Origin of the sequence: Halorientalis brevis (assembly GCF_042678165.1) — an archaeon.
Taxonomy (GTDB): Archaea; Halobacteriota; Halobacteria; order Halobacteriales; family Haloarculaceae; genus Halorientalis; species Halorientalis brevis.
Window position 1 is genome coordinate 125,806 of sequence record NZ_JBHUDJ010000002.1, and the last position, 23,772, is coordinate 149,577.

Here is a 23,772-nt window from a genome sequence, read left to right on the forward strand (position 1 = left end):
TTTTTACGAGGCGGGTTCCCGCAATGCGCCGGAGGCGCGTGAGGAAACCCGTCGACGTAAAAAAGTGGTTTAGAAGGGACCGGGACCGCCGGGGCCGCCGCCCATGCCGCCCATACCGCCGCCGCCCTGGCCGCCCATCTGTTTCATCATCCGTTCCATGTCGGCGTCGCCCATGCCCTGGAACTGGTTGAGCGTCTTCGACATCATCTTGTGCTGTTCGAGCAGTTCCTGGACGCGCTCCTCGGAGGTGCCCGAGCCGTGGGCGATCCGTTTGACCTGGCTCGCGCCGATCGAGCGGGGCTGTTCAAGTTCCTTCTCGGTCATCGAGTCCATGATGACCTCGAACTCGCGCATGCGGTCTTTGGTGACGTCCATGGCGTCGTCCGGGAGCTGGTCCATCAGTCCGCCGCCCATACCGGGGATCATGTCCATCACCTGGTCGAGCGGCCCCATCTTGTCCATCGCGGACATCTGATGGCGCATGTCCTTGAGGGTGAACTCGCCCTCCAGCATGTTCTCGGGGTCCCAGTCCTCGTCTTCGGCCTGGGTTTCCTCCATCGCGCGCTCGACGCGCTCGGTGAGCTGTTTGAGGTCGCCCATCCCGAGCAGGCGGGAGATGAAGCCCGAGGGCTCGAACCGCTCGATGTCCTGGACGGTCTCACCGGTCCCGAGGAAGGCGATCGACGAGTCCGTCTCGTTGACGGCGGCGAGCGCACCGCCACCTTTCGCCGTCCCGTCGAGCTTCGTGATGGCGACGCCGTCGATCCCGATGGACTCCTCGAACTCCTGGGCCTGTTCCTTCGCGGACTGCCCCATCGCGGCGTCGATGACGAGCAGGTTCCGGTCGGGGTTGACGGCGTCGTCGATGCGCTCGATCTGGTCGATGAGTTCCTGGTTCAGGCCGTCCCGCCCCGCGGTGTCCACGATGCGGATGTCGGCGTCGGCGGTCGCCTCGAGCCCCTCTTCGGCGATGGTGACGGGGTCGTTCTCGTCGGGATCACCGTAGAAGTCCACCTCGGCGTTCTCGGCCATCTGCTTGGACTGGTCGTACGCACCGGGACGGTCCGTGTCGGTCTGGATGACCGCCGGGCGCAGCCCTTTCTTCGAGAACCACCAGGCCATCTTGGCGGCGGTGGTCGTCTTCCCCGACCCGTACAGGCCGGCGAGCATGATGGTCTGGGGTTCGAGGGGGAGTTCGGTCGACTCGCCGATGAGGTCGACCATCTCCTCGTAGACGACGCGCAGCACCCAGTCGCGGGCGGACGTGCTGCTCGGCGGTTCCTCTTCCAGCGCCCGCGTCTTGATGGAGTCTGACAGGTCCATCACCAGGCTGGTGTCGACGTCGGCCTGGAGCAGCGAGCGCTGAATCTCCTTGACGACGTTGTCGATGTCGTCTTCGCTGATGCGGGACTTCCCACGGAGGTCGTTCAGCGTCCCCCGGAGCGAACTCCCCAAATTGTCGAGTACCATAGTTAGTTACCAGTAGTAGGTCCCTCAGCAGGTAAAGACTTTTTCCAGTCCATCTTTTTCCCGCTCGGGTGTCCTCGCTTCGCTGCGGGCACCACTCGCGGCAAAAACATGGGTGAAAAAGGCCGACGGCTCACTTCGTTCGCCGTCGGTGAACCGCGCTCCCTTCGGTCGCGCGGATGCTGGCGGTCAGTCCAGTGTATCTATTCATCGACTGTGCCCGTTACGAAGGGTCAAATCTGGCCCCCAAGATGCGGAATCCAATGCCGACGAAATAGCTCGGAATGCTTAGCACAGCGGTCATTGTGCCCAACACCATAATCTTTCGAGGGAAGTGAGTGAAAAGCGAGTAGTCCCTACTAGTGGAGAGGACATAGAAGCTCTGCCAGATGACGACGACGTATAATCCAGTCCCGAGAGATCCGCTTACAAGCCCTTGGTTGTTCCACCCAGCGAGGATGCCGATGACACTCCCGATGATCGCGGCCTTCCAGACGTTATATGGAAACCACGAAGACGGGAAAACCGTGTGTCCAAGCAGCCATATAGCGAGTGTGAAGGCCACAGCGCTAAGAAAGTACAACGACCGTCGTTGCGTTGGCTGGCCTAAGAAAAACCTGCGGAGTGGCTGTGTGTCCACGTGATCGAGTAGTTATCCTATCTGATTAACTGTTTCCTGCACCACATGCCTCCAAGTACGATCAGTATGCACGCCTAATGAGCAGAACAGCCGTCGAGCGCCTACTCTTCCTCGAAGCCGAGTAGGCGGTCGACGATGACCTCGGGGTCGAACGGTTCGAGGTCGTCGTAGTCCTGTCCGGTGCCGAGGAAGAGGATCGGCTTCCCGGTGACCTGCGCGATCGAGATCGCAGCGCCGCCCTGCGGATCGGCGTCGGCCTTCGTCAGGACGGCCCCGTCGATCTCCGCGGCGTCGTTGAACTCGCGGGCGCGATTGACGGCGTCCTGGCCGGCAACGGCCTCGTCGACGAACAGCGTCATGTCCGGATCGATGACGCGGTCGATCTTCTCCAGCTGGTCCATCAGGTCGTTGCTCGTGTGGAGTCGTCCGGCAGTGTCACCGAGCACGATGTCGATATCGTTCGCCTGGGCGTACTCGACGCCGTCGTAGATGACGGCTGCCGGGTCCGAGCCCTGTTCGTGGGAGATGATCTTCCGATCGAGGTTCTCCGCGTGCTGTTGGAGTTGCTCGTTCGCGCCGGCGCGGTACGTGTCACCGTTGGCCAGCACCGTCGAGAAGCCGCGGTCCTCGAAGTACTGTGAGAGCTTCGCGATCGTCGTCGTCTTCCCGACGCCGTTGACGCCGGTGAAGATGATGGTGACGGGCTTGTCCGCCGCCGCGATGTGCTCGTCGAAGTCGAACTGGCCGACGCTGATGACGTCCACGAGCGCGTCGTGGAGTGCCTCCTCGACGACGTGCCCCGTCGTCTTCACCTGCGCGCGGGTCTCGCCGATGAGGTTCTCGCGGATGCCCTCCAGAATGTTCTGGGCGACGTTCATCTCGACGTCCGAAGACAACAGCGCGAGTTCGAGTTCGTCCAGCGGCTCTTCGAGGTCTTCTTCCTCGATGACGGTCTTCCCAGTCGCGGCCAGTTTCGCCCGCTCTAGCATGCCACGACTCGACCCACCGCTGTCCTCGGCGTCGTCCGCTTCGGACGACTCCTCATCGGCGGTCGGGGCCGCATCGGCCTCCGGCTCCGGTTCGGCCGCCGGTTCAGGCTCTGGTTCGGACTCGGCCACTTCGGGTTCAGCGGGTTCGGCTTCCGCCTCGGCATCCACCGGCTCTTCGGCCGCCTCGTCGAGGTCGGCCTCGTCGGCCTCGGCTTCCTCCTCGACGCTCTTCTTGAAGTTACTGAGCTTGTCTTTCAGTCCGTCGAACATGTGGCCTTACTTACTCGTCGTCGCCTTCGTCCTGCTGCTGTTGCATCTGGGCCATCTGCTGTTGCATCTGCTGTTGCTGCATCTGCTGGGCCTTCTGTTCGAGCTGTTCGCTCTCGGACTCGATCTCGGCGATCTCGGAGCGAATGTCCTCGATGCGGTCGTCCAGCGTGTCTTTCTTGTTCTCGAGCGTCACGGTCGCGTCGTCCTGGTCGCGCTCGGCCGCGTAGCCGCCGCCCAGGCTGACGATGACCTCGTCGATGTCCTGAATCTCCGCGCGGAGGTACGCGCCGCCACCGAGGGGAACCTGAACGGTCTCGCCCGTGTCGAGGGTCTCGATCGCTTCGATCGCCTCGTCGACTTCGAGCTTCTCGTCCTGGAGGTCCTCGATCTCCGCTTCGAGCGTCTCGATCTCCTCTTCGAGTGCCTGAATCTCCTCGGCGAGCTGCTGGAGCTGACCGCCGCCGCCGCCACCCAGGCTCATTGTGCGACCTCCTCGATCTCCACCTGCGTACGCTTCAGGCCGTGCTTCGACCCGAACTCGGTGTAGGTTCGCTCCGTCGCGACGTCCTCGTTCTCCGCCTGAATCTCTTTCTCGAACGACTCCCAGCCATCGCGGGCTTGCCAGCGACCACTAACGGTAAACTCGGTCATGTCCATGGGTGCGGTTCCGACGGGGAAGAACCTTGCCCATCTGGATTTTTGGCCCACCGCGACGCTGTCCGGCCGCAGACGTGGCAACGAGCGCGAAAAAGGCGGTTCGGAACACTGACGACGGGAGTTACCCGGCGGGAGAGCCAACGGGACGAAAAACGTCGATGAAAAAGCCGACCGCTCACTTCGTTCGCGGCCGGTTCCTACGCGTCCTCGAATCCGTCTTCGAACCGGAACACGCCGTTGCGCTGGACGACCTCCCCGTCCACTTCGATCCGTGAGTCCTCGCTCATGTCCACGATCATGTCGACGTGCTGGGCGCTCTGGTTCTGCTCGTTGTCCTCGCCGACGTTGGCCTCATAAGCTCGCCCGACGGCCATGTGGACGGTGTCGCCCATCTTCTCGTCGAACAGCATGTTGTAGGTGAACTGGTCGATGTCGCGGTTCATCCCGATGCCGAGTTCGCCCAGGCGACGCGCCCCGGAATCGGTTTCGAGGATCGACGTCAGGACCTCCTCGTTCTTCGAGGCGTCGTGGTCGACGACCTCACCGTCCTCGAACACGAGATGGGCGTCGTTGACCTCCTTGCCGTTCTGGTACACGGGCTTGTCGAACAGGACCTCCCCCTCGACGGAGTCCGGGATCGGCGCGGTGAACACCTCGCCGCCAGGGATGTTGTGGGTGTTCGTGTCGTTGAGCGCGACGTTGCCCGCGATGGACATGGTGACGTCCGTCGTGTTGCCGGAGACGATGCGGACCTCCTCGCCGTCGTTGAGGATGTCGACCATGTGCTCCTGGAACGCCTCCTGCTCGTCCCAGTCCTTGAGGACGGCGTCGTAAACGAAGTTCTCGTAGGCTTCCGTGCTCATTTCGGCGAGTTGGGCGTTCGCGGGCGTCGGGTGCTGGGTGAGCGTCCAGCGGTCCGAGAGTCGCTCGTCGAGGATGGGGCTGTGGGCCTTGTCGTAGTCGGAGTTGACCTCGGTGTCGACGTCCGAGGTCTCGGTGACGTTCTCGTTGGCGCGGATGACGACGTGACAGTCGGCGGCGTCGACCAGCGCCTGCTCGTGGGCGGGCGTCTCGAACTCGACGCCGGCCCCGTCGGCCGCGCGGAGGTAGCCCCGGATGGCGCGTCCGCTCCGGTTCGTGCGGATGGCGAGCGGGTTGGCGCCGCGATCGCCGGCGAGTTCGTACAGCGCGACGACGAGATCGTCGGCCGCCGGCTCGGACTTGATGATGAGGTTGTCACCGGTGTCGAGGTCGATCGCGTCGGCGAGCACCTGCGCGTGCTCGCGGATACGTGGATCCATGTTGCTCCCGTCGGTCGGTGTGCGAAAACAGTTTTCGGATACGTCAAGTGCTCGCCCGGACGACTGCCGCCGGTCAGCGGCGATCGTTGCGTCCCTTCTCGACGCCTTGCTTGAAGCCGGTCACGATCCGCCGGAGGAACAGATAGACGGCGAAGACGAACGCGAGCATGATCGCCACCATCCCCACCAGGATCGGGTCCACCATGCGACCAGGTTGCTGGCCCGACGGCAAAGACGTTTCGGGGTCCAGTGACACAGTATCCGTCGACTGGGATGGTACCTACGTGGGAGGAGTCAGGAACAAAGTTGATGCCTGATGACAGCAAACGGGTCAACGATGTCGCTCCTGCCCTCCGAGCCGGACACGTCGGCGGTCGACGAGACCGAGCCACGCGTCATCGACGTCAACTCCGAGGACGCCGACGAGGTCCTTTCGGCGCTCACGTCCGACACCGCCCGCAAGGTGTTGTCGGAACTCCACGACGATCCCGCACCGCCCGCGGAACTCTCCGACCGCGTCGACACGTCCCTCCAGAACGTCCAGTACCACCTGAACAAACTCGAAGACGCCGGCGCGATCGAGGTGATCGACCAGATCTACTCCGAGAAGGGCCGCGAGATGAACGTCTACGCGCCCGCCGATCAGCCGCTGGTCATCTTCGCCGGCGCCGAAGAGCAGTCGACCGGCCTGCGCGCCGCCCTCTCTCGGTTCCTCGGCAGCCTCGGGATCATCGCGCTGGCGAGCGTCGTCATCCAGGAGGTGTTCGGCGGCGGCCTCACGAACCTCTTCGGCAGCGGCAGCGGTGGCACCGAATCCGCCGGTGGCGGCGGTGGCGCGCCCGCCCCCGCGCCCGCCCCGACGAGCGGGAACGAAACTGCGACGCCGACGCCGGCGGGCGGTGCCGGTGGGAACGAAACCGGAGACACCGGCATCCAGATCGCCAGCGAGCCCTCGACGACCGACGGCACGGACCAGGTCACCGAAGAGGCCGCCGACGCGGCCACCAAAACCGTCGACATAGCGAGGGACACCCCCGTGGACAAGGGCACGACGGGCGAAGCGACCCGGACGGCGACGGAGACCGTCAACGCGACCGTCCAGAACGCCACGGACGCCGCTGGTTCGGGGGGTCACGACGTCGCGGCCGCCGCCACGTCGCTCCAGCCGGGCGTCCTGTTTTTCCTCGGCGGCGTCACCGCACTGGCGGTCGTCGCGGGCGTCTGGTACGTCACCAACTGACGCGTCGCCGGCTCGGCGGGTCTCGGATCGCGGACCTTAATGACACTAGGGAGAATGAATCGCATCGATAGAATCGATAGAAAACGTTTATGAACAATCCTGAACGACCGTGACGTATGCGACTACTGAGTGACCTGGACGAGACGATGGGTGCCCACAGCTATCCGGCGACGACCGAGGAAGTCATCGAGGAGTACGGCGACCTCGAACTGGAGCTGCCGAACGGCAACGAGACGCTCGAAACCGTGCTGAGCCGCCTGGACTCGGAGACGTTCGAGCACCACGAGGATCTCCGACTGGCCGCGATGAGTGCCATGAGCAACAACGCCATCGGCCGAAAGGGGTACAGCGACCGCGATCCGTCCTGCATCGGCGAGGACGGCCACGAGCAGATCTCCTTCTGAACCGCGTCCGGTGGGAAGCGGGGACCACTACCATCACGTCCGGTCGAAACCGACCAGCTGCCCGTCACGAGCACGGGACCGACGAGCGAGCCGGAGGTCGACGAAACCACCTGGAACCGGACCGACACCGTCCCGCTCGACTGACGGGGTTTATTACGACCACAATCGCGGTGGTCGTTCTCACGGCCACCCTGTACCAGGACGCTGCAGCACGGTTTCGGCCAATAGATATAAATAGCCGAATGTAGCCGCGCCGTTAGATTCATACGTAGCTACTGATTAGTATGAGTGTGAGTACCAATGTCGATGGGAGCCTACGACGAAGAAGAACACGAGCGGCGTGAACGCAAGAACAGCGAGGTGGACGCCGACTTCGACGACGAGCGAACGAACTACCAGGGGTCCATCGAGTACGACAGCGGCGAATCCGCAGAGGAGTTGCTGGATCAGTTCGAGCAGATCAAATCGGAGTAGCTGTTTCTGACGCCGTCTGTCGCCGCAGCAAGACGACCGACGTGCCGGTTACCAGCGTGACGGCCAGGACGTGCCCCAGAACCGCGACCGCCAGGACCGGAAAGTCGACGAGGAACGGAACGAGCACGAGCTGCAAGAGCCCGAACCCCATGGTCTCCAGATCGGCCCGCTGGAGCGTCGCCGCCGTCTCGGGATCGCACTCGTAGCGGGCGGTCCGCCAGAGCGCCACGACGCTCGCCCACCAGCCCGTCCCGATCCGGTAACACAGGTCCCAGAGCACGAGCAGCGTGAGATACACGACGACGACTGGCGGGTCCGGGCCGAACAGTCGAGTGAGCGGCGCGACCTCGGCGTACCGCGGCGCGAACACGAACAGATGCGTGATCAGCGCCACGAACGCCAACACCGTCAGCACCACCTCGATGCTCGACCCGAAGAGCAGGCGCCGGTACGCGTCCGGGACCGCCGCCCGGCGGGCGACCCGCCCGATCCGCACCATCTCGATACTCCCCGCGGTCGCGACGACCACCGCTGCCGTGGCGGCCGGGACTGCCGACCAGAGGTCGTAGACCGCTGCGAACACCAACACTGCGGCCTCGAAGACGACGAACTGGATGAGCACCGCCAGCCGCGTGGACACGTCAATGCCCGGGAGTGCGCCGATGATGCTCTCGTAGGCCCAGGTTTCGCCGTAGTCGGGGTCGGTCACCCGTCGTCACCCGTCCCCGTCGCCGGCTCGGCGACAGCAGCTTCGTCGCCAGCCGCCGAGTCAGCGTCCTCGACCGCGCGTGCGACGGCAGTCTCGAACGGCGTCAGTTCGATGGGGAGGTGCTCGCGGATGCTGTCGTCGCGGACGACGACCGCGTTCTTCAGCCCGAGAATGAGCGGATACGCGACCGCCTTCGGCACGTCCGTCACGAGGTTCACCCAGTAGGCAGAGAGCTTCGGCGTCAACACTGGCACCGGGAGAATGAACGGTCGGCGGCCAGTGACCACTTCGGCCGTCCGCGCCATCAGTTCCCGGTAGGTCAGGACCGTCGGCCCGCCGATCTCGAAGGTCCGTCCTGCCGTCGCGGGTTCGTCCAGGACCCCGACGAGATATGTGATCACGTCGTCGATCGCGATGGGCTGACAGGCCGTGTCGACCCACCGTGGCGTCACCATCACCGGGAGTCGCACGGCCAACTGGCGCACCATCTCGAAGCTGGCACTCCCCCGACCGATGATGATGGCCGCCCGCAGACTCGTCAGTTCGGACCCACCGGATTCGAGAACGTGTTCGACCTCGCGCCGCGACTGCAGATGTTCGGAGAGGCGGTCGCGCTCCTCGCCGAGTCCGCCGAGGTACACCACTCGCGAGACGCCCGCCGCGTCCGCAGCGTCGACGAAGTTTCGGGCCGCCACCCGGTCGCGCTCGGCGTAATCACCGCCCGCTCGCATCGAGTGGACGAGATAGTACGCCGCCTCGACGTCGGCGAGGGCAGCGTCGAAACTCCCCGATTTCAGCAGGTCGCCCTCGAACACCTCGACTGCCTCGGGACCATCGTACCCGGTTCGGTCCCGAACGAGGACGCGCACCTCGTGGCCCGCAGCCAGCAGTTCGGGAACGAGCCGACCCCCGACGAATCCCGTCGCGCCCGTGACCAGCACTCGCATATACCCTCACAAGTGCCGACGTGGCTTAAGCGTCAAGCAGGTCGCGGTCCTCAGCGGTCGGACCGTGCTTCCTTTCGCCCGGAGACGTCCTCGGCTGCCAGTCGGAAAAAGCGGAACGTCACGTCCTCGGTTTCCCGCTCGAAGAGGTCGACCATCGGGATTTCGACGCGCTTGAGCCCCTGCATGGCGTCCGAGTTGATCGCCGACTCCGTCACCTCCTCGAGGTCCCCCGTCGCGATGACGCTCTGCCACCGGTTGTCGCTCTCGTCGTACGTGACGAACGAGACGCGGCGTCCCTCGTCGACGACGTCGGCCTTCCGGCTGTCGGCGACGAACCCGAGCCGGAAGTAGAACGTCCCGTCAGTCTCGTCGTAGCCGTACGACACGGGCAGCGAGTACGGCGGCTGATCGCTCCCCGTCGCAAACGAGAGGACCCCCGTCCCACCGGTTCCCAGGAACTCGGTGCGTTCGCCCTCGTCGAGTTCTACCGTGCGAGTGTTTGCCATACCTGATAGTTCGGCGTTCTGGCGTAAAAAGGCACGGTGGGCACGGGTATCGACGGGTTCGGCCGAAGTTCGGGCGTGTCGAGCCCCCATCGCGCTGGTGACGCAGACCCGCTCGTCTCCAACTCCCCGAGGTCGCCAACATCGCTCACTCGCGATGGTGGCGACGAACCGCTCGGCTACAACTCGCGGAGATCGCCAACATCGCTCACTCGCGATGGTGGCGACGAACCGCCCGTCTACAACTCCCCGAGGTCGGAAACACCGCTCACTCGCGATGGTGGCGACGAACCGCTCAGCTACAACTCGCGGAGATCGCCAACATCGCTCATCGTCTCGGCCAGTGGGTCCCCGTCCCCGCCGAGCCCCGACGACAACGTTTCGGCGACGGCCTCGCGCGCCTCCGGGATCGGGTCGTGTGTTTCGACGTACGCGGCGAGCGCGAACTCCCGTTCAGTCGCCCCGGTCAGTTCCAGCGCGTCGGTGCGAGCGAGTTCGCCGTGCAACCAGTCGCAGAGGACGTCCCGGGCCGTCGGCCCGAGCGGCGTGACCTGCTCGCCCAGGAGATGCAGGGTCTTCGCGGCCGTCATCGGCGCGATCCCGGCCACGCGAGCCGCCGTGCCGATCGCGCGGCCCTCGGCGTAGACCTCGACGACGGTCGCCGCCTCGCCGACGGCACAGGGCAGTGCATCGGCGTGGTCGGCGAGTCGCTCGGCCAGCGACGACGCCGTCTCGTCGACCGTCGCCACGCCGCGGTCGCGCTGCTCGGCAGTGACCTCGATCCCCGCCGCGATGTCCGACAACCCCATAGTCGGCAGTGATGCCATCTGATTGAAAAGTATTCGTGTTCGGGACAGTTGTGCCAGTCCGAGGCACAGTCGACGTCGCAGTCGGTGGCCTCAAGCGGTCGCCCCACGAGCACTCACCCGTGGCCGACCACGCAACTCGCATCGACCCGACGCACGTCCTCGTCCTGGGGGCGCTCGACGACCCCGAGCGCGACGCGCTCGTGAGTTGTCACACTGCCGTTCTGGCGGCCCTCGACCACGCCACGGCCGTGGACGTGTTTCTCGACGCTGACCGCATCGCCGGCGTCTCGCTCGGCTCGCTGGCCGACGTCGGCGAGGCGTTTTCCCTCGTCACCGACGGGCAGTACCGCGGATCGCTCCCCGAGGACGCAGCGCCGCTCGCCCAGTTGCTCGACGTCCGCACCTTCGATGAGATCGCCGCCATCGAGCGGATCGTGCTCCGTCGCGACGAGACGCCCGTCCTGGTGTACCGACCGGACGAGCGACTGGTCGAACTCGACGACAGGGCGACGGACGGTGCCGCCGCGGACGTTCGCCCGGAAATCAGCGACTATCCGGCCGGCCTGCTCCAGACGACACAGATCGTGCAGTGGCGGCAGGACGGCCGCGAGTACGCGCTCCACCCACCGGCCGTCACTGTCGACGACGCCGCGTTCGACCTCTCGAACCTGGCGTCGGTGAGCTTCGACCGCGATCGCCACCGGATCTATCTCGCCTGGGACGCGACGGAGCAGGGCTTTCTCAGCCGCCTGGCCGCCCAGTTCCGGCCGTCGCGACCCACGACGCTCACCTTCGACAGCGACCCGGCGTACCAGCGCGTCGCCCAGGAGTTCAGGTCCGTCGGCGACACGCTCGGCGTCCTCGCCGAGGACGAACCCATGCGACACTGAGTGTTCGCCGGCACGGCGCTGACTGCCACAGCCACCGCGACCGAATCGCCGGCCACCGGAAGGTACCGGTTACCGGTGCCTTCTGCTCGCGAAAGCGCGTCGAACCCCCGGGCTGCGTCGTTTCTTTAAATGCCAAACGGAGCGAACGTTCGAATGTAGAATGAGTACATCGTTGCAGTGCTGTCCCGAATGCGAGGGACAGCTCCGGGAAGGGGACAACGAGACAGTGTGCGCCAGCTGCGGGCTGGTCGTCGCCGAAGATAGCATCGACCGCGGGCCGGAGTGGCGCTCGTTCGAAGACGACGAGACGAACCGCGAGCGGACGGGGGCGCCGCTGACGCGGAGCCGCCACGACCGCGGCCTCTCGACGGAGATCGGCAGGAAGACCCGACTGAAAGGCCGCAAACGTCGGCAGGTCGCCAGAATGCGGCGCCAGCACAACCGCGCGCAGATCTCCTCGAAGCGCGAGCGCAATCAGGTGTACGCCTTCGGCGAGATCCACCGGCTGGTCAGCCGACTCGACCTCACCGACCACGTCCGCGACCGGGCGTGCGTCCTGTTCGAGTCGGCCCAGTCGGAGGACCTGTTGCGCGGTCGCTCGCTCGAAGGGTTCGCCGCCGCGGCCGTGTACGCGACCTGTCGGACGGCGTCGATCTCCCGCACGCTCGACGAAGTCAGCGCGGTCGCTCGCGCGAGCGAGGCGGAACTCACGGCAGCCTACGACGCCCTGAACCGGGAACTCGGCCTCCCGACCGGTCCCATCGATCCGGCGGAGTACCTCCCGCGATTCGCCAGTCAGCTCGACCTCCCGCAGGCCGTCGAGCGGCGCGCACAGGAACTCGTCGCCGAGAGCAAAGAGCGAAACATCGTCTCCGGCCGCAACCCCTCGGGGGTCGCGGCCGGCTGTCTGTACGCGGCGGCCGTCGAAGCCGGCCACGATCTCACCCAGACCGCCACCGCTGAGGTCGCCGACGTCACGCCGGTCACCCTCCGGGCGACCTACAAGGAGTTGAGCGAGGACTGAACCGCGTTCGCGACGGAACGGAGTCGTTCTGCGACCGTACTCTCCGGTGCCACCTGCGTCACCGGCACGCCGTCACGCTGTGCCCGTTCGAGCGACTGCGACGGCGGAATCGGCGTCACCGGCGCACCGAGTTCGCGCGCCACGAGATCCCGAGAGACGGAGCCATCGGCGCGGTTCAACACGATACCGACGAGGCCAGCGTCGAGTTCGCGCGCGAGGGCACGTGCACGGACTGCGTCCGAGAGGGCGGCCTCGGTCGGTGCCGTCACCAGCACACAGGCGTCGGCCGCGTGAAGCGCCAGCCCGACGTCACCGCCCATGCCCGCCGGGCAGTCGACGACGACGCGTCCGTACTCCGCCGCGACGGCCTCGATGGCGGCGACGAGTTTCCGCGGATCCGTCGCTCGTGCCCCGGCCAGCGTTCGCCCACAGGGCAGCAGTGCGACCGGCGTCTCCTCGCGGACTGCCTCGATGGGGCTCGCACGACCAGCGAGCACGTCGTGGAGATCGGGGCCGTGTGCCGACGGCAGGTCGGCCATCCCGAGATCGGCGTCGACGACCACGGCCTCTAGCGCCGCCGCCAGATTGTACGCGACCGTCGTCTTGCCGACGCCGCCTTTCCCGCCGATGACAGCGACGATCATCGGAGCCGGTCGAGTTCCGCGAGGGGGATCGTCGCCGACTCCGCACGATCGGCGAGCGTCCGCGCCCGCTCGGCCACCCGGCGCAGCGCCTCGGCGTCCTCGTCGAGTTGCGCGTCGACGTCGCGGACGCCAGCGACACCGCCGGCACGGTCGAGCGCGTCGGCGACCACCGGTAACCGCGTCGTCCCGGACAACTCCGCGGCGAGATCGAGGCGTGCCTCGACGCCGGCGAACCATGCCTCGACCGCCTCGACGCGTGTCTCCACCGAGTGTCCCCCACCGTCCGCCGTGCCAGGTGGTGTTTCGGACTCCGACCGTGCCGTCGACTGCTCGGGCGAACGGTCGGCAGGAGTAGCCGACCCGGCAGACGGTGGTGTCTCCGGCGGATCGTCCTGGGTCGCCTCCATCGTTTCCGCGACCGGGCCATCTCTTTCGGCGGTCGCGTCCGGAACCGGGACGGCATCGCGCGGTGGCCGGGGCGAGCCGAGCGCACGGACGACGCCTGCCGGCGTTTCCTCGACGGACGGGACGGGTCCCCGCGGTTCGAACGCCGACGCGTCGGCGTCGGGATCGACCGGGTCCGCCTCCGCGACGACGAGCGGTGGCTCTTCGGCCGGCGCCGGACAGGCGTATCCCACTCCGCGCGTCTCGTCGGCGGCCAGGACGCACTCGAACCCGGCGTCGGTCCAGCCAGCGGCCGGCACGCCCCGGCGTCGCGGCGGCCAGACCGGCCCGTCGAGTTCGTTCTCCAGGCGGACGCGTCGCGGTCGGTCGGGGTTCTCGATCCGACCCGTGACGAGCGTCACGCCGTCAGTTTCGGCGGTCGTACAGACGAGCGAGACCATACGCCGTCTGGCCCCGGCTTCTGATATAAACTACAGCCGGACGACCGGTGCGTCCAGCCACGACGCCGCGGCCTCGGGGCTATCGAAGCGGTCACAGTCGAGCACGACCGGTGCGTTCAGGGCCGCGACGCGACCGACCGCGAGCGCCGCCGTCACGCCGTCGGCCTCGTACGGATTCGTCGGCGTCCGCCCCGGCACGGCCGCGACCGCCTCGGCGTACTCGGTGTCGACCTGCTCGACGAGATGGGCGCGAGCCGCCCGTTCGAGATTCGCCCGCCGATCCGCCAGTTTGAGCCGCTGTTCGCGCACGTCGCGCGCCTCGCGCGCCGCGTCCCGAGCGGCGTCGAATCGCTCGCGGGCCGCGACCCGTTCGGTTTCCGCCTCCGAGAGGTCCCGGACCGCCGCCGCGAGTTCGGCTTCCAGTTCCTCGGTATCGTCCCCCCGCTCACGTGCCGCCTGGACGCGCCCGCGCAACGCCGCGACTCGCTCGCGCAATCGCTCCGTCTCGGCGCCCTGCTCGCTGACCGATCGCCGTTCCGCGCGCGTCGATACAGACGGGCAGTCCAGCGTCGACAGCTCTGCGCGCACCGCGGCGAGTTGCTCGTCCTGCGGTGCCGAGAGCCCCCGCGACCGGGCGGCCGCCGCCAGCGCCGTCCGCGTCGAAAGTCCCATCCCCGGTCGAACGTGCCCGACGCGCTCGTGAACCGAGCCGTGTTCGGGGGCGGTCACGTCGACGGACGACTCCCGACCACGCACGGCCGCGACCACCGCCGCCGCGGTCAGATCGAGGTCGCGAACGTCGAGCGCTCTCCCCTCACGAATTGTACCTTCGAAGGAGAGAATCATAGCTCCCGTTCTTTCATCGATTCGGGGTCCGGATGGTCGGTGCCGACAGCGAACTTGGCGTAGGGCGTGCTGGCGTGCTCGCGATCAGCGTAGGCGGCGACGGCGTCCCTGACCGATTCGGGAACCGTCGCGAACTCGTTCAGCGGCCGCGTCCGTTCGATCTGGACGTCGCCACCGTGTGCTGCCCGCACGCGGAGCGCGAGGAACGCACCGAACTCCGTGTCCTCGAACAGCGCCGCACGACCGAAGCTCCTGACGACGGTGTCTTCGTGTGTGCGACACGCGTTTCGGAGCGTTCGCCGGGCTGCACGCGAGAACGTCACCACCAGGAGCACGACTGGCAGAGTTGTCGAAAGTACGACTGAAAAATCTGTGTAAACTACGACGAACGGGCCCGCTGTGGCTATTCGAACGGATACCGCGTCCGGACGTCCACGTCCCCGTCGCTGAGGTCGACGCTGGCGTCGAACAGCGACAGCAGCGTGTCGATCGTCTCCCGATCGTGGGCGGTCGGGTCGACGTGGAAGTGCGAGACGGCACCGGCGCTGTAGAGTTGGCCGGTCAGGGCGTGGACGAACTCGTAGGCCGTCTCCAGGTCGACGTACTGGAGCAGCGCCGTCAGCGAGTCGACGCAGACGACGATCTGTCCGGAGCGCCCCGAGACGAACTCGCCGACCTTGATCCCGATGCCAGTGAGATCGCTCGGGTTCGAGATGTGCTGAACCGCCCCCGGCTCGACCTCGCCGTCGTCCTCGGTCCCGGCCGTGTCGCCGACGACGATCACCCCGTAGCTGCCGGGGTCGACGTCGTGTTCGCCGCGCCACTCGGCGAGACACTGGCTGGCCGATTTCCTGAACGACACCCACAGGACGCTCGCGTCCTCCGACGGTCCCTGGGCCAGGAGGTCGACACAGACGCCCTCGGTCCCCTGACTCATCGACGGCGCACCCAACAGGATGTTCGCCGCATCCCCCAACTGCTCTTTCAGTTCTGGCATCGCGGTTGTCCCCGATTCGTCGTGTAGTGAGACCTGTCGTCGCTAAAATCCTTCGGGTGTGTCACCGCTCAGTCCCCGTCGCTCCCGCCAGCCACGGTCACCGACTCGACCTCGAACTCGACGGCGTCGTCCCCGTCGAGTAACGACCGCACGCGCTCGCGTGCCTGCTGCTGGCCGGTCGCCATCACCACCATCCCGTCGACCGACTCGTCACCGCTGGCCCGATACGCCGAGAGGTCGCCCTCGAACTCGGTCGCGTAGGTCCGCAACACCCCGCGAACCTGGCGCTCGACGGCTTCGAGATCCGCCTCGCCGGACTCGAAAGCCGCCAGCGCCTCCTCGACGTTTCGCAGGGCGGAAATCCGGTCCATTATGTGGTGCGCAGGTGATCGTGGCTCGGCTCGTACACCTCACCCTGCTGTTTGAGTTTCTCGATCTCGTGTTCGGCCTTCGACCGCTCCATCCCGGCCTCTTCGGCGCGCTCTAGCACTCGCTCGACCGGCGCGCCCTCGTCGTACTCGTCTTCGATCTCGCCGATGAGCGTCTTCAGGTTCTTGATGCGGTCCCGCTGGGATTTCGACGTCCCCGTCTCGATGACGTCCGCGTCGAGCTCTCCGGTTTCGGGGTCCATCCCGATCGATTCCAGCGTCGACCGGACGATCTGGATCACGCGCTCGGCGTCCTCGACCTCGACGGTGTCGGCCAGCCGAATGCGGGCGCTCGCTTCTGCCAGCCGCACCAGCGCCTCCAGTTTCCGGGCCGTCACCGGGACCGGCGCGTCCTCGTCGGTCCCCTGCGAGCGCAGGTCGACGTAGAACTCCCGGATCGTCTCCTTTGCCTCCTGGGTCATCGTCGGGAACACGTTCCGCTTCGAGTAGGCGACGTATTTGCGCAGTAGCTCCGCGTCGATGGTCGGCGCGACCTCGTCCGTGACCCGCGCGACCTCCTCTTCGGTGTAATCGGACGCGCTGGTCTGCTCGCGGTGCGTGTTCAGCTCCCCGGCGTAGTTCGTCGTCAGGATGTGCTCCGCGAGGTTCCGGTCGTCCTCCTCGTCGGGCTTGTCCGTCACCGTGAAGATGAGGTCGAATCGCGAAATCAGGGCGGGCTCGAGGTCGATCTGCTCGGCGATCGGCTCGTACTGGTCGAACCGACCGTACTTCGGGTTCGCTGCTCCGAGGAGTGAGCAGCGACTTTTCAGTGTGGCGTTAATACCAGCCTTACTGACACTAATCGATTGCTGCTCTAATGCTTCGTGCATGGCCGACCGGTCTTCCGGACGCATCTTGTCGAGCTCGTCCACAGCTGCGATGCCCTGGTCGGCGAGTACGAGCGCTCCTGCCTCCAATGTCCACTGTTGCCCTTCGCCGAAATCGTCGCGAACCGCAGCTGCGGTCAAACCCGCCGAGCTGCTACCCTTACCTGACGTATAGACAGAACGTGGCGCAATCTCTCGGATATACTGAAGCATCTGGGAGTTGTGTGAGACCACGTTGTTCGTCAGATAGTTGTGGGTTCCCTCAATCTCCAGATCGTAGACCCAGTCGTCCTCCGGTTCGACCGTCTCGATATCCTCAATTCTCTCCCAGTGAATTGCGCCTGTTGCGAGCGATCGAAGCGCATTGACATCACGCTGTAGCGTGGTGGACCCACCGTCAGTCGCGACTGTTGAGGGTGGGCTGGCCTGGGCGAGACAATCTTCGAATGTTTCCACGACAGTTTGAAGACTGTCTCTGCTCGGATTCCGGTCACCACGCTCGTAGTGTTGGTACGTCGACCGTGGGATCCCACAGTCAGCCTGTGTAAGCCCGAGGGCCTCGCGAACCCGGCGAAGTTCGTCACCGATGTTCGGGATGACGTCACGGTTCGTGTTTCCGGCAACGTCGGCGTACGACTCGGCTGCTGTCGCCTTCCGGTCAGTCACGAAGCCAACTCGCTCAACGTACCGACCGAACTGTGATCCACTTATCCGGAGTCGGTAGCTATCGTTGTGGCGCTCGGCGAGCTGTGAGGTGATCCCCAACGAAAGCAACAAGCTCCGAAGTCCTGCGAGGAGTTCTTTGCTCATCGAGGCCACCGAAATCTCCCGCTGTTTCGCCGAAACGTGGCCTTCACCTTCAACGAAGGCACGGACGAACGCCGCTTTGGTCTGATCGCTCGCGCTCAGTATTTCCGCAGGAACTCGTTGCTCACGCGAGGACTCGAGAAGTGACGGATCGAGTGTCCGGAGGAAACTGACGAACTCACCGGACGAGCACATGATCTCGCGAGCGGTTTTCCCGTCGTGTGGCTCCCGCTCCGTGTAGTTCAATCCGAGCCGCTCCAGTGCATCGGTAATATCGTCGAGTACCTCCCGATCCTCGTTGGTAATCGAGACGAAGCCCGTCTTATCGTCGCGCTGTTCGACGTATCCTTCCGCAACGATGTAGCCGAGTAGTCGAGCGAACCACGGAGTCCATTCCTCCGGAAGGTCGAGACGGATGGCGTTCATCGATTTCGAGCGACGGTACTCGACATCGAGCGTGTCGTCACCAACGGTGGGCAGCTCACGCGGGGTCGCGATGAACTGTCCCTCTGCCAGGTTCTCGGCTTTGATGGCACCAAACCCTCCATCAGACTGGACGAACAGTGGGTGAGATGGCGTCACCTCGACCTCGTGACCACTCGCTGTCCGAATCCGATACATCCGCTCGGGAGCTTCACGTTTCCAGACCTTGGTCGCCCGTTCCAGCCCAAATGAGCCGTCCGTCTTGAGCGAGGGAACCTCGAAATCTACCTGGTCATACACGCCATCGTCTATCGGTTTCGGGTCGTCGAGATGAGTCTCGACCAGTTCCTGTATCGGCATTTCAGTACCGTCAGCGAGCGTCACACTCGTCTCGCCCGAGACGCACTTCCCTGTACCAGGGTCCCCGATCAGCAGCATGTGCAGGTCCCCACGAATCCGAGAGCCGTCGGGGAGGTGTTTGGTGACCCCGGAGAACAACTGGAGGATCATCGCCATCTTGGCCTGTTCGTAGCCGTAGATGGAGGGCGCGATGGACTCGATCATCTGGTCGTAGATGTCGTCTTCCTCCGAGAGGGCGATGATCTCCTTTTTGTCCTCGTCGGTGATGTTCATGTCCTCGAACTGCTCGTCTTCGATCTGGACGGAGTGGCCGTCCATGTAGACGTCGAACATCGGCGATTTCTCGCCGCGCTGGCCCTGCTGGTCGAGTTTCAGCACGCCGGAGACGCGGACGTGGTCGCCCGCGGTGACCTCGCCGGTGATGTCGTCTTCGATGTTCACGTCGATGCTCTGGGGCGTCTCCCCGCCGCGCAGGCCCTCGGGACTCTCCTGGACCCGGAGCTTCTGGGCGTCGACGAACTCCGACTGGTCGTAGTTGATGCGGAACGGTCCCTGGCGTTCACACCCCTGGCACTCGTGGGGTTCCTGGAAGTCGCCGGCGGTCTGGGGAATCCGCGTCAGGGTGCCACAGCGCTGGCACTCGAAGGCGGCCGTGGTGACTTTCGGGCGCACGTCGGTGGCTTTCCGGACGATCCCCTGGACGCTGATGAGTTTGCCGCGGTGGTCCGCGCGGATCTCGCGGATCTCGGTCGCCTCGGGCAGGTTCTGGATGCGGACGTGTGCCTGACCGAGTTTCACGTCGACGGGCAGGTCGTACAGTCGCAGCGCCTCCTCGGCGTAGTCCTGGAACTGTTCGGGGTGGTTCCGGACGTCGTCCGCCAGGTCCGGGTCGAACCGGTACAGTTCCTGCCAGTCGACGTAGAGGGACTTTTTCTCGTTCGGGTATTTCTGGGCGAGGTCGCCGATCTCGTTGCGGTAGTAGTTGCGGTAGAACTCCTCGAACAGATCGATTACCTCGGTGTCCTCCGCACGTGCCATTGCAGTGTTGCAGGGCTTGTGCGCACTCGGGTAAGAAGTTTCGCAAGGCGGACTGGAAGTGAAACGAAGGGGGGTGAGCTGACAGCGGGCGCGTCCTCGTACGGCCGGCCACGATACGTCCGATAGTCAGAATTAACACTGTGCCCGATATATCTGGGAAATGATGCGCCGCCGAACGTTCCTCGCGACCACCGGAGCCCTGTTCTCGGCCGGCTGCTCCGAAATCATTCCCCCGCCGCAAACGACCGTCAGGAGTGACGCCGCCGGCCCCAACGAGACGACCGGCCCCGACGGGACCGGAAGCGAAACCGTGCCGACGGACGGCTCCGAGACGACGGCCCCCGACGACGGACGGACCAGCGACCACCCGACCGAGACGGAGACCGACACGCCCACACAGGGCGATCGAGAGGTCGCTCAGGCGATCACGACGGCACGCTCTCGTCTCACGGACGCACATGCTGCGTACCTCGCGTTCGCGGACGCGACCGACCCGACGCTGGTGGACGTGACCGCAGCGACGCAGGTCAGCGTCTCGGACGTCACGCGGCACGCCAGCAAGGCACGGCAAGCGCTCGAGGAGGCACCGAACACGACCAGCCCGGCCCAGCAGACGACCGTCGACCGGCTGTCCGGCGTCGCGGACTTCCTCGCGACGGGGATTCGGTATCAGTCGAGCGCTAACGCCGCCTACTCGAAGTTCACGTTCGTCCTCGATCGCCTCTACGCCGAAGCGTTCGCCGTTCTCCCCGGCGAGATCGGGCGGCTCCGCACGAACCGCGACACGGCAAACGAGTTCCGCAACACCCTCCAGTCCGAGACCGACCGCGACGACGTCCAGTCGTTCGATGCGATCTCGGCGACTATCTACGACGAGAAGGTCGCACAGCTCGACCGCGAGATGACGGGCTTCGAGACGCTCGCGGACGCGATCTCCGCGATCAGCGACGGGCTCGAAGCGTTCACGGACGCGAACGGGGAGTTCACCGACGACAGCTACGGCGACGCCGCGGAACAGTACGTGACCGCGTCCGAACGCCTCGGTACAGCGACCGAGACGCTGGAGACGCTCGACGCTCCGACTGCAGTCGAATCGGCGGTCACAGAGTTGACCGGAGTCGCGGACGCCGTCGCCAGCGGTGCCGCTGACCTCGAAGCGGCGTCCCGCGCCGGCGACGAGTTCGAGTGGGAGACACGCGACGAGCGATTCGACGACGCCATCTCGGCGTTGCAAACCTCCCAGGTCGCCGTCGACAGGCTCGATAGCGTCACCGAGATCATCGAGTACCACGAGCGGACGAACTGACGACGGCGAGTCGACCGACGCCGTCCACCCGACTCGTGGGCTCTCGACCAGGACTTCTGACAGCGACACCAATTATCATTTTTTCAAACCCATCGGAGAGGTCACCACGTCTGTTATGGAGACCGGTCGAGGAGCGGCGTCAAAACCCACAGATGCCCCAATTTCGATGATTGCATCGACCAGCCCCCTCGGGACATAGTATCAATACTAAGTATAATATTTCGACAGTGTGAATTAAAAGTATCAAAATAATTATGTCATGTGAGAACGATAGTCCGATGTCATGGCCGACTCCGAAACGGCGCTGACTGTTGACGAGCGAGTATCGCCCGCCGAGACGGTCATCACGGAGATCGCTCGTCGCGAAGGCGTGTCACCGCTCTCGCTCCCTCCGCTCTACGACGTGCTCGATTCCGACGTGTGTGATCGACTGTTCCAGTCGGGAACAGAGTCGGTTGGGAGTGGAAGGCCGATTTCCTTCGAGTACAGCGGATACGACGTGATCGTCCACGCCGACGGGCACGTCGGGCTCTCACCGATGTCGTGATCCGTATCGAACATCGGACGCGTGGGCGAATGAGGCCCCTGGGCTACTGATCGGGTCTCAAGAAGTGGAGAGGCTGCGGACCCATCCGCTGCCGAATCCGTGCTCTACAGATTGCCGTCGCTCACGGCGTCGTTCGCGACGGCAATATGGGACCACCGTCGCGCCACCGACGCGACGAGGACCCATTCACTCCGTTCATGGGACCGCCCGGATTGTGACCCTGAGGAAGACAGTCCTGCTCGCCTCACTCTGCTCGGCTGTGCGGGCTGTGACTTCCAGAGCGCAACTCCGGGCGGCCGCTTCGGACACGCGACGCTCGAGAGTGAGCGTCGCGAGAACAGCAGTGGGACCGCCCGGATTTGAACCGGGGTCACGGGCACCCAAGGCCCGAAGTATACCAGGCTAACCCACGGTCCCGCACGAACAACTCGCCGTTGGTCGGTCGTAAGCGTTTCGTTGCGAACCGACCACGGCACGCGTTCACGCGGCAACCGTGAACGGGTGAGCGGTCGCCTCGTTACCGCTGTCACAGTGCGGTGCAGGCGGTGTCCTACTGACCGACACTGACGGCATCGCGCCCGTGCTAGTCATCCGTTGGCTGTCTCTCAGTCACCAGGTCCGGTAATTTTTCTCGAACGGTCGACACGATGTCGTCGTCCGTGTACTCGAACTCCTCGACCAAAACGGGGGCGTGGCGTTCGAGTTGAACGATCATCCCGACCAGAGCGATCAGACACAATCCAGCGGCTGGGATTCCGGCAAGGACAGTAAACGAGCGGAGGACGGAAACGCCGCCGGCGAGGCTGAGCGCAATCGTCAGCGACGCCAGTACCAGGCCCCACGTGATCCGGTTGAGTGTCGACGGGGACGAGTCGCCTTCGTTAGCGATCATAGAGAAGCTAAACGTGGCCGAGTCGAGTGTCGTAACGAGGAAACTCAACACGAGCAGCAGTAGAATCGCGGAAAACAGATCGGCAAACGGGAGCAGCTGATCGAACAGGGCAAAACTGACACCGGCGAGACCGACGTCAGCGTACACGCCCAGCAGGTCAGCCTGACCAGTCGTCTGTAACCAGAGCGCCGACCCGCCGGTAGCTACGTACCAGGGAACGGTGAGCGCGAACGAACCGAGAATTCCGGCGAACACGAGCTGCCGGAGCGTCCGCCCGCGGGAGATGCGAGCCATGAACACGCCGACCATGGGTGCGAACGTGAGCCACCACGCCCAGAAAAACACCGTCCAGGAGCCGAACCAGCCGGCGGCATCCGGCGTGAAGTAGAGACTCATTCCGACGAATTCAGTCACGTATCCTTCGAGCGCCCGTGTCCCCAGATTGAGCAGAAACGACAGCGGACCAAACACCAGCGACACCGTCATGAGAAGCAAGAGGAGGAGGACGTTCAGATTTGCAAACCGCTGTATGCCCTCCCGTATCCCGGCTGTAACGGAGAGGAGGAACAGGGTCGTTATGACGAGGATGAACAGCACTTCCCCGAGTTTCCCGACCTGGACGCCCCAGTTGTACGACAGACCAGCGAAGAACTGATCGACGCCGAGTCCGAACGAGATCGTGATTCCGCTCACCGAAACGACGACGGCCAGCGTATCAACCGTCTTTCCCATCCAGCCGTCGACGTTGTTCGGTCCGAGAAACGGGGCGAGGATCACGGCGGGACGAAACGCCATGTCTTTGCGATACGCGAAGTAGGAGATAGCAATGCCGAAAACCAGGTACACGGACCACGCCGAGGTCCCGTAGTGGAAGAGAGCGTACTGGAGCGCACTCACCATTCCCTCCCAGGTCCCTCCAGTCGAACCGACGAACGGCGGCGCGGTTTGATAATGCACCAACGGTTCCACCGGCCCCCAGTACTCGAGGCCGCCGGAAGACAGCCCCGCAGTGAATATCATCACGAGATACCCGAGATACGAGAACTCGGGCTCTTCGTCCGGGCCGCCCAACTTGATGTTCCCCCACGGCCCGAGCAGTACGTACATCAAAAACGAGAACGAAAGAAAGACGAGCCAGAGGAAGAACCAACTGAGATTCGAGACGGCGTAGGAGTTAATGGCCGCCAGGCGTGAGGTGGTCGCTTCTGGCCACGCGATGATTGTTGCCGTCATCACGAGGAGGGTTGAAATCGATCCGACAAATATCGTCGAGTCCGTCTCCTCCAGAGCCTCAGTTACCAGACGCATAATTCACCCTGAAGATCCACTCGCCGTGCCGTTCTTTCGCGTCGCTGGGATCATTCAATCGGTATCCGCTCCTTGCGAGGTTTCAATTTTGGGACTCACTCACCGCTACGTTACATGTTCTCCCACACGCGTTTCTCGTCGGCAGGTCGTACTCGTCCGTATACGTCGAGCGGCACGCAC

General features: G+C 64.8%; 26 protein-coding genes and 1 tRNA gene. 7 read left to right on the forward strand and 20 right to left on the reverse strand.

Annotated elements, in window-relative coordinates:
- Positions 1-69 precede the first annotated feature (69 nt).
- The 7 genes from ACFR9U_RS04360 to ACFR9U_RS04390 all read right to left on the reverse strand — a co-directional run bounded on the left by ACFR9U_RS04360 (position 70) and on the right by ACFR9U_RS04390 (position 5,529).
- Positions 70-1,470: a signal recognition particle protein Srp54 gene (locus ACFR9U_RS04360; RefSeq protein ID WP_247376371.1), complete on the reverse strand. Its 1,401-nt coding sequence runs from the start codon at positions 1,468-1,470 to the stop codon at positions 70-72.
- 220 nt (positions 1,471-1,690) lie between these two features.
- Positions 1,691-2,107, reverse strand: a complete 417-nt coding sequence (locus tag ACFR9U_RS04365) for a hypothetical protein (protein ID WP_247376369.1) — start codon at positions 2,105-2,107, stop codon at positions 1,691-1,693.
- 101 nt (positions 2,108-2,208) lie between these two features.
- Positions 2,209-3,366 (reverse strand): signal recognition particle-docking protein FtsY, encoded by a 1,158-nt coding sequence (ftsY, locus tag ACFR9U_RS04370; RefSeq protein WP_247376367.1) that lies wholly within the window; start codon positions 3,364-3,366, stop codon positions 2,209-2,211.
- A 10-nt stretch (positions 3,367-3,376) separates the two neighbouring features.
- A complete protein-coding gene (gene pfdA / locus ACFR9U_RS04375; RefSeq protein ID WP_247376364.1) occupies positions 3,377-3,847 on the reverse strand; it encodes a prefoldin subunit alpha in 471 nt (156 codons plus the stop codon).
- Positions 3,844-4,017, reverse strand: a complete 174-nt coding sequence (gene rpl18a, locus ACFR9U_RS04380; RefSeq protein WP_247376361.1) for a 50S ribosomal protein L18Ae — start codon at positions 4,015-4,017, stop codon at positions 3,844-3,846. The genes pfdA and rpl18a overlap by 4 nt, the downstream gene beginning before the upstream one ends.
- Before the next feature lie 203 nt (positions 4,018-4,220).
- Positions 4,221-5,324, reverse strand: a complete 1,104-nt coding sequence (locus ACFR9U_RS04385) for an aminopeptidase (RefSeq protein WP_247376358.1) — start codon at positions 5,322-5,324, stop codon at positions 4,221-4,223.
- A 73-nt stretch (positions 5,325-5,397) separates the two neighbouring features.
- Positions 5,398-5,529, reverse strand: coding sequence for a DUF7859 family protein (locus ACFR9U_RS04390; RefSeq protein WP_282594180.1), 132 nt, complete (start codon positions 5,527-5,529; stop codon positions 5,398-5,400).
- Positions 5,530-5,661: 132 nt separating this feature from the next.
- Between ACFR9U_RS04390 and ACFR9U_RS04395 the strand changes: the two genes are divergently transcribed.
- The 3 genes from ACFR9U_RS04395 (at position 5,662) to ACFR9U_RS04405 (ending at position 7,442) form a co-directional block, all read left to right on the forward strand.
- Positions 5,662-6,564 carry an ArsR/SmtB family transcription factor gene (locus tag ACFR9U_RS04395; RefSeq protein ID WP_247376355.1) on the forward strand — a complete coding sequence of 301 codons (903 nt, stop codon included), beginning with the start codon at positions 5,662-5,664 and terminating at the stop codon, positions 6,562-6,564.
- A 116-nt stretch (positions 6,565-6,680) separates the two neighbouring features.
- Positions 6,681-6,968, forward strand: coding sequence for a DUF5789 family protein (locus ACFR9U_RS04400; protein WP_247376352.1), 288 nt, complete (start codon positions 6,681-6,683; stop codon positions 6,966-6,968).
- Positions 6,969-7,268: 300 nt separating this feature from the next.
- Positions 7,269-7,442, forward strand: a complete 174-nt coding sequence (locus ACFR9U_RS04405; RefSeq protein WP_247376349.1) for a DUF5786 family protein — start codon at positions 7,269-7,271, stop codon at positions 7,440-7,442.
- Here the strand turns inward: ACFR9U_RS04405 and ACFR9U_RS04410 are convergent.
- The 4 genes from ACFR9U_RS04410 to ACFR9U_RS04425 form a co-directional block, all read right to left on the reverse strand.
- Complete coding sequence (locus tag ACFR9U_RS04410; RefSeq protein ID WP_247376347.1) at positions 7,429-8,151, reverse strand: DUF7530 family protein; 723 nt, start codon at positions 8,149-8,151, stop codon at positions 7,429-7,431. The genes ACFR9U_RS04405 and ACFR9U_RS04410 overlap by 14 nt on opposite strands.
- Complete coding sequence (locus ACFR9U_RS04415; RefSeq protein ID WP_247376344.1) at positions 8,148-9,098, reverse strand: NAD(P)H-binding protein; 951 nt, start codon at positions 9,096-9,098, stop codon at positions 8,148-8,150. Before ACFR9U_RS04415 ends, ACFR9U_RS04410 begins: the two co-directional genes overlap by 4 nt.
- Positions 9,099-9,148: 50 nt before the next feature.
- Positions 9,149-9,604 carry a pyridoxamine 5'-phosphate oxidase family protein gene (locus tag ACFR9U_RS04420; RefSeq protein WP_247376341.1) on the reverse strand — a complete coding sequence of 152 codons (456 nt, stop codon included), beginning with the start codon at positions 9,602-9,604 and terminating at the stop codon, positions 9,149-9,151.
- A 296-nt stretch (positions 9,605-9,900) separates the two neighbouring features.
- Positions 9,901-10,410, reverse strand: coding sequence for a DUF7858 family protein (locus ACFR9U_RS04425; RefSeq protein WP_247376339.1), 510 nt, complete (start codon positions 10,408-10,410; stop codon positions 9,901-9,903).
- 119 nt (positions 10,411-10,529) lie between these two features.
- On the opposite strand from ACFR9U_RS04425, the gene ACFR9U_RS04430 reads away from it, so the two are divergent.
- Complete coding sequence (locus tag ACFR9U_RS04430) at positions 10,530-11,300, forward strand: hypothetical protein (RefSeq protein WP_379813847.1); 771 nt, start codon at positions 10,530-10,532, stop codon at positions 11,298-11,300.
- A gap of 160 nt (positions 11,301-11,460) precedes the next feature.
- Positions 11,461-12,324: a transcription initiation factor IIB gene (locus ACFR9U_RS04435; protein WP_247376334.1), complete on the forward strand. Its 864-nt coding sequence runs from the start codon at positions 11,461-11,463 to the stop codon at positions 12,322-12,324.
- Here ACFR9U_RS04435 and ACFR9U_RS04440 read toward each other — a convergent pair.
- The 7 genes from ACFR9U_RS04440 to ACFR9U_RS04470 all read right to left on the reverse strand — a co-directional run bounded on the left by ACFR9U_RS04440 (position 12,300) and on the right by ACFR9U_RS04470 (position 19,539).
- Positions 12,300-12,968: a MinD/ParA family ATP-binding protein gene (locus ACFR9U_RS04440; RefSeq protein WP_247376331.1), complete on the reverse strand. Its 669-nt coding sequence runs from the start codon at positions 12,966-12,968 to the stop codon at positions 12,300-12,302. The genes ACFR9U_RS04435 and ACFR9U_RS04440 overlap by 25 nt on opposite strands.
- The gene (locus tag ACFR9U_RS04445) at positions 12,965-13,813 is read right to left on the reverse strand and encodes a DUF7857 domain-containing protein (RefSeq protein ID WP_247376328.1); all 849 of its coding nucleotides are present in this window, start codon (positions 13,811-13,813) and stop codon (positions 12,965-12,967) included. Before ACFR9U_RS04445 ends, ACFR9U_RS04440 begins: the two co-directional genes overlap by 4 nt.
- 30 nt (positions 13,814-13,843) lie before the next feature.
- Entirely contained in the window at positions 13,844-14,659 is an 816-nt protein-coding gene (locus ACFR9U_RS04450) for a DUF7856 family protein (protein ID WP_247376325.1), read from the reverse strand.
- Complete coding sequence (locus ACFR9U_RS04455; RefSeq protein WP_247376322.1) at positions 14,656-14,994, reverse strand: DUF7855 family protein; 339 nt, start codon at positions 14,992-14,994, stop codon at positions 14,656-14,658. Before ACFR9U_RS04455 ends, ACFR9U_RS04450 begins: the two co-directional genes overlap by 4 nt.
- A gap of 68 nt (positions 14,995-15,062) precedes the next feature.
- Positions 15,063-15,656, reverse strand: coding sequence for a DUF7504 family protein (locus ACFR9U_RS04460; RefSeq protein ID WP_247376320.1), 594 nt, complete (start codon positions 15,654-15,656; stop codon positions 15,063-15,065).
- Positions 15,657-15,724: 68 nt separating this feature from the next.
- The gene (locus ACFR9U_RS04465; protein ID WP_247376318.1) at positions 15,725-16,027 is read right to left on the reverse strand and encodes a DUF7854 family protein; all 303 of its coding nucleotides are present in this window, start codon (positions 16,025-16,027) and stop codon (positions 15,725-15,727) included.
- Complete coding sequence (locus ACFR9U_RS04470) at positions 16,027-19,539, reverse strand: LAGLIDADG family homing endonuclease (RefSeq protein ID WP_247376316.1); 3,513 nt, start codon at positions 19,537-19,539, stop codon at positions 16,027-16,029. Before ACFR9U_RS04470 ends, ACFR9U_RS04465 begins: the two co-directional genes overlap by 1 nt.
- A 163-nt stretch (positions 19,540-19,702) precedes the next feature.
- On the opposite strand from ACFR9U_RS04470, the gene ACFR9U_RS04475 reads away from it, so the two are divergent.
- Positions 19,703-20,845: a hypothetical protein gene (locus ACFR9U_RS04475; protein ID WP_247376313.1), complete on the forward strand. Its 1,143-nt coding sequence runs from the start codon at positions 19,703-19,705 to the stop codon at positions 20,843-20,845.
- A gap of 283 nt (positions 20,846-21,128) precedes the next feature.
- Entirely contained in the window at positions 21,129-21,392 is a 264-nt protein-coding gene (locus ACFR9U_RS04480) for a HalOD1 output domain-containing protein (RefSeq protein ID WP_247376310.1), read from the forward strand.
- A gap of 344 nt (positions 21,393-21,736) precedes the next feature.
- On the opposite strand, the gene ACFR9U_RS04485 is transcribed toward ACFR9U_RS04480, so the two are convergent.
- Together ACFR9U_RS04485 and ACFR9U_RS04490 are read right to left on the reverse strand one after the other, a co-directional pair.
- Positions 21,737-21,809 (reverse strand) — tRNA-Pro (locus tag ACFR9U_RS04485).
- A 166-nt stretch (positions 21,810-21,975) separates the two neighbouring features.
- Entirely contained in the window at positions 21,976-23,592 is a 1,617-nt protein-coding gene (locus ACFR9U_RS04490) for a BCCT family transporter (protein WP_282594176.1), read from the reverse strand.
- Positions 23,593-23,772 lie beyond the last annotated feature (180 nt).